Genomic DNA, 6,743 nt, shown 5'->3' on the forward strand with positions numbered 1-6,743 from the left:
AAGAACGATTTATTGATCCAAAGGACGTTGCAGAGGCGATCTGGTCAACTTACTCGCTTTCCGGACGCACTGTTGTTGAAGAAATATTGATCCGCCCGCAGTTGGGTGACCTGGATTGATTAGTGTACAAAGCGCATTTTTAGTAAATTGCCGCATTTTTAAAATTATTTATTAAAACCTTTAGCTTTTTTCATGGAACAATACCTCGGTATAGACGTGGGCGGTACTAACGTAAAAATGGGAATCGTTGACGCTACGGATGGGAGAATCTCAAATTTTTATAGCCATGATACCGCCAGCTGGCGCAGCTCAGGACATTTTATTGAACGTTTGGGCGATGCAATCGCATTACAGCTGGTCGAATATCCCGAGGTGAGACGAGTAGGTATCGGAGTTCCTGGACTAACTACCCGTGACCGGACTACATTGATTGAAATTACTGCAATTCCCGAGATAGATGGTATTGCGATCGTGCCCGACCTGAAAGCCCGCTTTCCAACACACGATTTTTACCTCGAAAATGACGCGAATGCAGCTGCATTGGGAGAGTACTATTTCGGAGAAGATAAATTACCGGAAGATTACATCTTCGTAACCCTCGGTACCGGGATCGGCGGCGCGTCTATTATAGATAAGAAAGTGTTCAAAGGCGGCGGCGGTAATGCAATGGAACCCGGACATATCCCTTCCAAAAATGGTAAGGTGCTTGAAAGGAACATCGGCAAAAAAGAACTTCTTGATCTAGCAAACTCCATGCGTGCAGCCTATACGGGCACAACACAACTTCCATCAGACGGTACTATTTCCACAACCGGCCTGGTAGCAGCAGCTTCCGGCGGCGACGAACTTGCCAAGCAGGTATTTCACGAAATGGGTTACTTGCTGGGAGAGGGACTGGTTTCAATGGTGCGCATCCTGGATATTACTACAATTTTGATCGGCGGTGGCATTTCCGCTTCCTTTGAATTTATTTTGCCCGCAATTAACGAGCGCTTCGAATACTGGCTGACTCCCTATTATCTGAAAACGATCAGTATCAAACGTGCTACATTAGCCAATGACGCAGGATTGCTTGGAGCGGCTTCGTTATGTTTTGATTGACATACAACCATTTACTACTTCACATTAGCCATAAAGAATATTAGCCACGGATGAAATTATCAATTATAGTTCCTGCTTACAATGAAGAGAAAACAATTTGGAAAGTATTGGATAAGCTCAAATCCGTTGAATTGATAAATGGTTTTCAGAAAGAAATTGTAATCGTAAATGATTGCTCCTCAGACAACACGGAAGGAGTAGCACAGCGGTTTATGGCCGAAAACCCGCTTCTCGAAGTGAGTTACTACCGCCACGAATTTAACCAGGGAAAAGGAGCTGCATTACATACTGGCTTCCGGCGGGCAACCGGCGACTACATTATCGTGCAGGATGCTGATCTTGAGTACGATCCACAGGAATTTAACATTCTGCTCCGCCCGGTTGTCGACGGATACGCCGACGTAGTTTACGGTTCGCGCTTTATGGGAGGCAGGCCGCACAGAATCCTGTTTTTCTGGCACACGATTGGCAATAAGTTCCTGACATTCCTGAGCAATATGTTCACTAACCTGAACCTGACGGATATGGAAACCTGCTACAAGCTTTTCCGGGCCGACTTGCTCAAGAACCTTTCGCTCCACGAAAAGCGCTTTGGCTTTGAGCCGGAAGTGACTGCCAAAATCTCCAAAATACCGAAGATCAGGATTTATGAAGTAGGTGTATCTTATTACGGGCGTACTTACGAAGAAGGCAAAAAGATCAATTGGAAAGACGGTTTCCGCGCATTGTACTGCATTGTACGCTACGGATTGGGAAGCTGATTCCGACAATATATAAGTAACCAAAAAAGGGTAGCGCTTGCTACCCTTTTTGGTTACTGCTTGATGATCTTGCTGCTGATCGTTGTTCCGTCTCCCTGGGCAACTGTCAAAATGTAGAGGCCGGTTGGCATGGTTGAAATATCCACTTCATACCTGTTTTCAGATTTCAAATGTGCATTGTGCACCAGCTGCCCGCGCGCATTGCTCAGCCGTATCTCCCCTTTCACCGGATTTCTAAACTCCACCTTTAAAGCAGCTGAAACGGGATTTGGATAAATTTTCCAGAACATTTCGCCCGGCTCCTGCTTTACAGCCAGAAGTGGCAGCATTTTAACGCTGGTTGTTTTTACAAGCGACTGCGAGGTTTTGCTGAAAGCCTGAATGCGGTAGCTGTAAGTCTCATCCGGAGAAACATCTTTATCCTCGTAAGACAGCGTAGTTCCATTGAATGTATCGATGGTTTTAAAGTCCGTATCGTCCGGTCCTTTCTTTTCAAGCACATATCGGTCCGCGCCAGAGGATTGCCAGGAAACCCGCACACTGGCTAACTCTGATTCTTTTGCTTCAAAAACCGGGAATGTGATAATATTTGCAATAGGGAATTCCTGGAAAGAAAATGCGCCCAAACCGCGTGCATTCGTCAGAAATGGTCCATAATAGATCCTGATCTGCTCGCCTTTGTAAGCAGGAAGATAGGTCAGCTTGCCTGCGTTAGAGGCGCCCGAAAGCTTTAATATAACCCTATTTCCATTTGCTGAGCCAGACGCAATGCTGGCGGGCTTTGATTCGTCACCGTCGAAGTAAATAACATCTTTCAACCCTTTGAGGAACTTTGCTCCGCTGACATCGTCAATCAACGTATCTTTCGGCCAGCGCAGGCTCTGTCCTTCTTCGAAAACCAGCGTTATTTCGTCTTTCTGTTCCGATGAATAGTAAATCTGCTGCACATCGGGGCAATTTACATTGCTGCTGTCAGCAGAACCGTACACCTTTGGTTTAACGAAATTATAAACCCTCTTACCTAGTTCCTGATAGCCGGAAAGACTGTAATGAATGCCGTCAAATCCAGGCAGGCCATTTACATTGAAATGATCCGTTTTAGGGTAAATGTATTTGGTTTTCCGTTGAAATTCTCGGATGGTACCTGCTACGTAATACGGGTTAAAAAGTACCGGGATCTGCATTACTACAAACTTGTCAACCTGCGGGTAATCCTGCTGCCAGTATTTAAAAAGCTTGTCATATTCCTGCTCGTAATTGCGGATATCCTCCAAAGCTTCCTGCTCGCCCTGGTACCAGAAAAAAGCACGAATGCGGCCAGCACGTGCGGCTTTGATTCTTTGGTACAAAAAACCATATAAATTCGAAGAGGCAGGATTTTCAGCATTGCGATCGGTGTGATAGCGGATGTATGAGCCGGGCAATGCACCGTTGATTACGCAGGTGGGAATGCTGTCTTTTTCAAGAATGCGCCGCTGCATTTCCACGCCCCAGGCGCCCGCATACGGCCACGACCACGAAGAAGGTATCCACATCGTATCGCCCAAAGTCTGTGCAGGACTGTCATCGGGGGTTCTGCCCAGGGTGCGCGCGTACTTACTTGACCAGTCTCCAAAATGGACCGCGGCTGCGTTGGATTGTCCGCTGATCACGTAAAAATCCCCCGCAACGATTTCTGTTCGTTTTACAATCAGTACAGAATCGTCTGTTTTACAAACATAAACCGCAAAATCATAATCCGCCATTTCAGCTTTGATCTTTGGTTTCAGCTCAAAATTGGCGAAATTCTGACCGGCATAATCCAGCTTTTGCTGCTGCAACCCAACCTGTTTTCCATTGCGGAAAGTAACCACCGACATGTGGTCCCAGCCTGTTGCTTCGATTTTTCCCGCAAATGGAACTTCGGCTACATTATTGTCATCGCGCGCAAACAGCTGCATATCCTTGGGCAGCTTGTTGAACACAACAGAATAGAAACGCTGGCCGTATGTCTCCTGCGAAATTCCCGCGAGTATGATCAGGAAAAAGGCACTTACCTTACTTGTAAAGCTCATTTCATTCAACAACTTTTAGATTTCAAGGCTCGATTTTCACAACACAATTGATATAAATATATCCCTAATATTTTGCATTTACGACTTCTGGATTTTCTTCTGCATTCTCAGCCAGCGACCATTGCTCGTCAAACATCGCCAGGAACCACAAAGCCATGATGACCGGTAATGAATATTTATCCCAGGACAGCTGCGCCTTACCCAGCAGCAGCACATTAAACGCAACCATCCAGCTCGCAAGATTGAAACCAGGGGAGAAAAAACGCATTAAGGCAACCAATGCCAAAAGTCCGAAAATGACTTGCTTAACCATTCCGCTGATCCCGATCGTCATCAATAACTGATCAATGTAACCCAGATACGGCCACGTGAAGTAGGGATTATAGGCTTGTTTGGCAGGTGAAAAGATAATGACAGCGGCGAGTACCGCCACGAATGCTGCGAACAGCTTGGGATAAAGCGACGGGAATTTAAACAGGTAACCCAGCTTCCTGGTAAAAATTAACTCTGGAATTACGTGATAAACCGCGATAACCACCGACGCATACATCAGATAACCAAAGTTGTACTGCGCAATCTTGTCCGAATCGTAGTGCTGGTCGGCCATCACTGCGGCAGGCGCTGGGCCCTTCCAGAGCAAAACCCAGGGTACAATACTCAAAACTGCAATGCTATACCAAAGCCAGGTTTTATCCTCCCACGCATTCCTGATCACCCATGCAGGTTTAACCGATTTTTTCAAATGATTAAACAGCTCGTAAGCTACCACCGCAGCCGGAAACGCGAGCATATACTGCCTGCAACAAACAGCCGCCGCAAACAGCAGCATTCCGGCCCAGTGTACACGTTTGAGATAAGCGACTATACCGGCGAGCACAAAAAACATCGCAAAGATGTCCGTATAATAATAAACGCTGACCAGATAGTAGTTTGGAAAAAGCAACAGTCCGCCCAAACACAGCCAGAAACGTCTGCTTTTTTCAGGACTGTTCCACACAAACAACATTAACAGACCAAAGCTGAAAATGAATGTAAGCAAACGCAGGGCCTGAATGCTTTCGCCAAAAAGACTGACAACCCAGCCTCCCAGAATAAAGGGAATGGGCGTATTGAGCTCATTGTAGCTTTTCAGCAGATCAATGGAAGGAATTGGTTCGGGACTAAAATAGACGGCTGTGGGCAGGTAATGAAACTCATCCTGATAAAGCTCCACGGTAAACCGCTGCTTTAGAAAGAAGACTGCAACAAAAAGAATGACCAGAAACAGCGTCGCATTGCGCTTTTTTGAATTCATATATCAGATGAAATTTACCTCCGCCTTTAAACTGATCCCGAATTTGGACAGAATGGATTCCTGAATTGATTCAGATAATAACTTGATTTCGTTACCGGTACCTCCTCCGTAGTTGACAAGTACCAAAGCCTGCCTGTCGTGTACCCCCACATTCCCTGTTCGGTATCCCTTCCAGCCAGCCTGCTCTATCAGCCAGCCAGCGGGTATTTTCACTGTATTTTCATCGACAGGATAGCCTGGCGCAAGCGGATTTTTATATTTGATTTCATCGAATTTCGACACGGGGATTTCGGGATTTTTAAAAAAGCTACCCGCATTGCCGATCTTGGCCGGGTCGGGCAATTTGCTTCTCCGGATCCGCATAATTGCTTCGCTTACATCTTTAATTGTTGGCACTGAAACTTCCATTTCAGCCAAGACCCGCTGAACATCTCCATAACCGATATTCAGTTTTGGTTTTTTGGACAAAACGAAGGTGACGCCTGTGATCACAAACCGGTCCCTAGCTTCTTTTTTGAAAATACTTTCACGGTAACCGAAGTTGCATTCTGCATTTGAAAAAACATGCAGCTCGCCTGTTTCAATCTCGATTGCTTCAACTGACTCAATTACATTTCTGACTTCAACCCCATAAGCGCCGATATTCTGCATGGGAGCTGCACCAACGCTGCCGGGAATGAGGGAGAGATTTTCTACGCCTCCGTAACCGTTTTCTACACAATACATTACGAATTCATGCCAGTTTTCACCAGCCCCGACTTTTAGCCAAACCTGTGGATCAGCTTCCTTTATTTTCTCAATTCCAGTGATTTTAGGATGAATTACAAGCGCCTCAATATCCTGCGTCAAAAGGATGTTACTGCCTCCCCCTAAAATAAATTTCGGCGTTTTTTTCCATTCCGGATTGGTCAGAATTTCGGTCAATTCCGTTAGAGATGTAATTTCAACAAAAAAGCGCGCCGTTGATTCCAGTCCAAAGGTGTTGTAATGACGGAGCGGAAAATTGGATTGAATTTGCATTGGTATTGTGAATTGTATTGGTAAAGTTAGGTATTACAATCATAACTAAGTGGTATGCCGATTCATCCTTTTTTATTATGTTTGTTAGTTAAGTTACCGTTTTCAGAGATATGAAGCTGAAAAAGAATTCCTTATTGGCACTGCAGATTGTCATGATCATCTTATCAGCCTGTAGTAAAAAGTCGGTAGTCAGCTCGTCCAGCTCGGAGTACAGAGAAGACCTTTCGGCAGTCCGCCCGAGGTATGAATATGTGGAGCCTGTCTTTGATAAAGCCGTCACAGAAACGGCGCCTAAGACGCGAACTGTACCGAAAACAGATGTGGACAAGCCGCTTTACGTCAATAAAAAACTGGATACAGTTCTTGATACGCTGGCCAAACACAACAAGTCTATCAGGTATATCAACGGATACCGCATTCAGCTATATGTTGGTAATGTGCGGCAGGAAGCTGACGGCGCAAAATCCTATATATACCAGGCATTTCCTGACCTGAACCCCTACGTTTCCTACT

General features: G+C 45.5%; 5 protein-coding genes and 2 pseudogenes. 4 read left to right on the forward strand and 3 right to left on the reverse strand.

Going from position 1 to position 6,743, the window contains the following annotated elements:
• The 3 genes and pseudogenes from ACTIE6_RS14500 to ACTIE6_RS14510 all read left to right on the forward strand — a co-directional run.
• A pseudogene (locus ACTIE6_RS14500) lies at positions 1 to 119 on the forward strand (short-chain dehydrogenase); the annotation flags it as partial.
• A 73-nt stretch (positions 120 to 192) separates the two neighbouring features.
• Positions 193 to 1,101, forward strand: a complete 909-nt coding sequence (locus tag ACTIE6_RS14505) for an ROK family protein (RefSeq protein ID WP_439557325.1) — start codon at positions 193 to 195, stop codon at positions 1,099 to 1,101.
• Positions 1,102 to 1,151: 50 nt separating this feature from the next.
• Positions 1,152 to 1,862: a glycosyltransferase family 2 protein gene (locus ACTIE6_RS14510; protein WP_439557326.1), complete on the forward strand. Its 711-nt coding sequence runs from the start codon at positions 1,152 to 1,154 to the stop codon at positions 1,860 to 1,862.
• Between the two features lie 53 nt (positions 1,863 to 1,915).
• Here ACTIE6_RS14510 and ACTIE6_RS14515 read toward each other — a convergent pair whose 3' ends face one another.
• The 3 genes from ACTIE6_RS14515 to murB form a co-directional block, all read right to left on the reverse strand.
• Positions 1,916 to 3,916: a T9SS type A sorting domain-containing protein gene (locus ACTIE6_RS14515; protein ID WP_439557327.1), complete on the reverse strand. Its 2,001-nt coding sequence runs from the start codon at positions 3,914 to 3,916 to the stop codon at positions 1,916 to 1,918.
• Positions 3,917 to 3,980: 64 nt separating this feature from the next.
• Positions 3,981 to 5,210, reverse strand: coding sequence for a hypothetical protein (locus ACTIE6_RS14520; protein WP_439557328.1), 1,230 nt, complete (start codon positions 5,208 to 5,210; stop codon positions 3,981 to 3,983).
• A 3-nt stretch (positions 5,211 to 5,213) separates the two neighbouring features.
• Positions 5,214 to 6,230, reverse strand: coding sequence for a UDP-N-acetylmuramate dehydrogenase (gene murB / locus ACTIE6_RS14525; protein WP_439557329.1), 1,017 nt, complete (start codon positions 6,228 to 6,230; stop codon positions 5,214 to 5,216).
• Between the two features lie 134 nt (positions 6,231 to 6,364).
• Here murB and ACTIE6_RS14530 point away from each other — a divergent pair.
• Positions 6,365 to 6,743 (forward strand): annotated as a pseudogene (locus ACTIE6_RS14530) (SPOR domain-containing protein); the annotation flags it as partial.

The organism is Dyadobacter sp., from assembly GCF_051859145.1.
Lineage (GTDB): Bacteria > Bacteroidota > Bacteroidia > Cytophagales > Spirosomataceae > Dyadobacter.

What these genes read in the sequence shown, in the direction of transcription:
- ACTIE6_RS14505 (WP_439557325.1), top strand. Translation starts at nt 193, where the DNA reads ATGGAACAATACCTCGGTATAGACGTGGGCGGTACTAACGTAAAAATG.
- ACTIE6_RS14510 (WP_439557326.1), top strand. Translation starts at nt 1,152, where the DNA reads ATGAAATTATCAATTATAGTTCCTGCTTACAATGAAGAGAAAACAATT.
- ACTIE6_RS14515 (WP_439557327.1), bottom strand. Translation starts at nt 3,916, where the DNA reads ATGAGCTTTACAAGTAAGGTAAGTGCCTTTTTCCTGATCATACTCGCG.
- ACTIE6_RS14520 (WP_439557328.1), bottom strand. Translation starts at nt 5,210, where the DNA reads ATGAATTCAAAAAAGCGCAATGCGACGCTGTTTCTGGTCATTCTTTTT.
- murB (WP_439557329.1), bottom strand. Translation starts at nt 6,230, where the DNA reads ATGCAAATTCAATCCAATTTTCCGCTCCGTCATTACAACACCTTTGGA.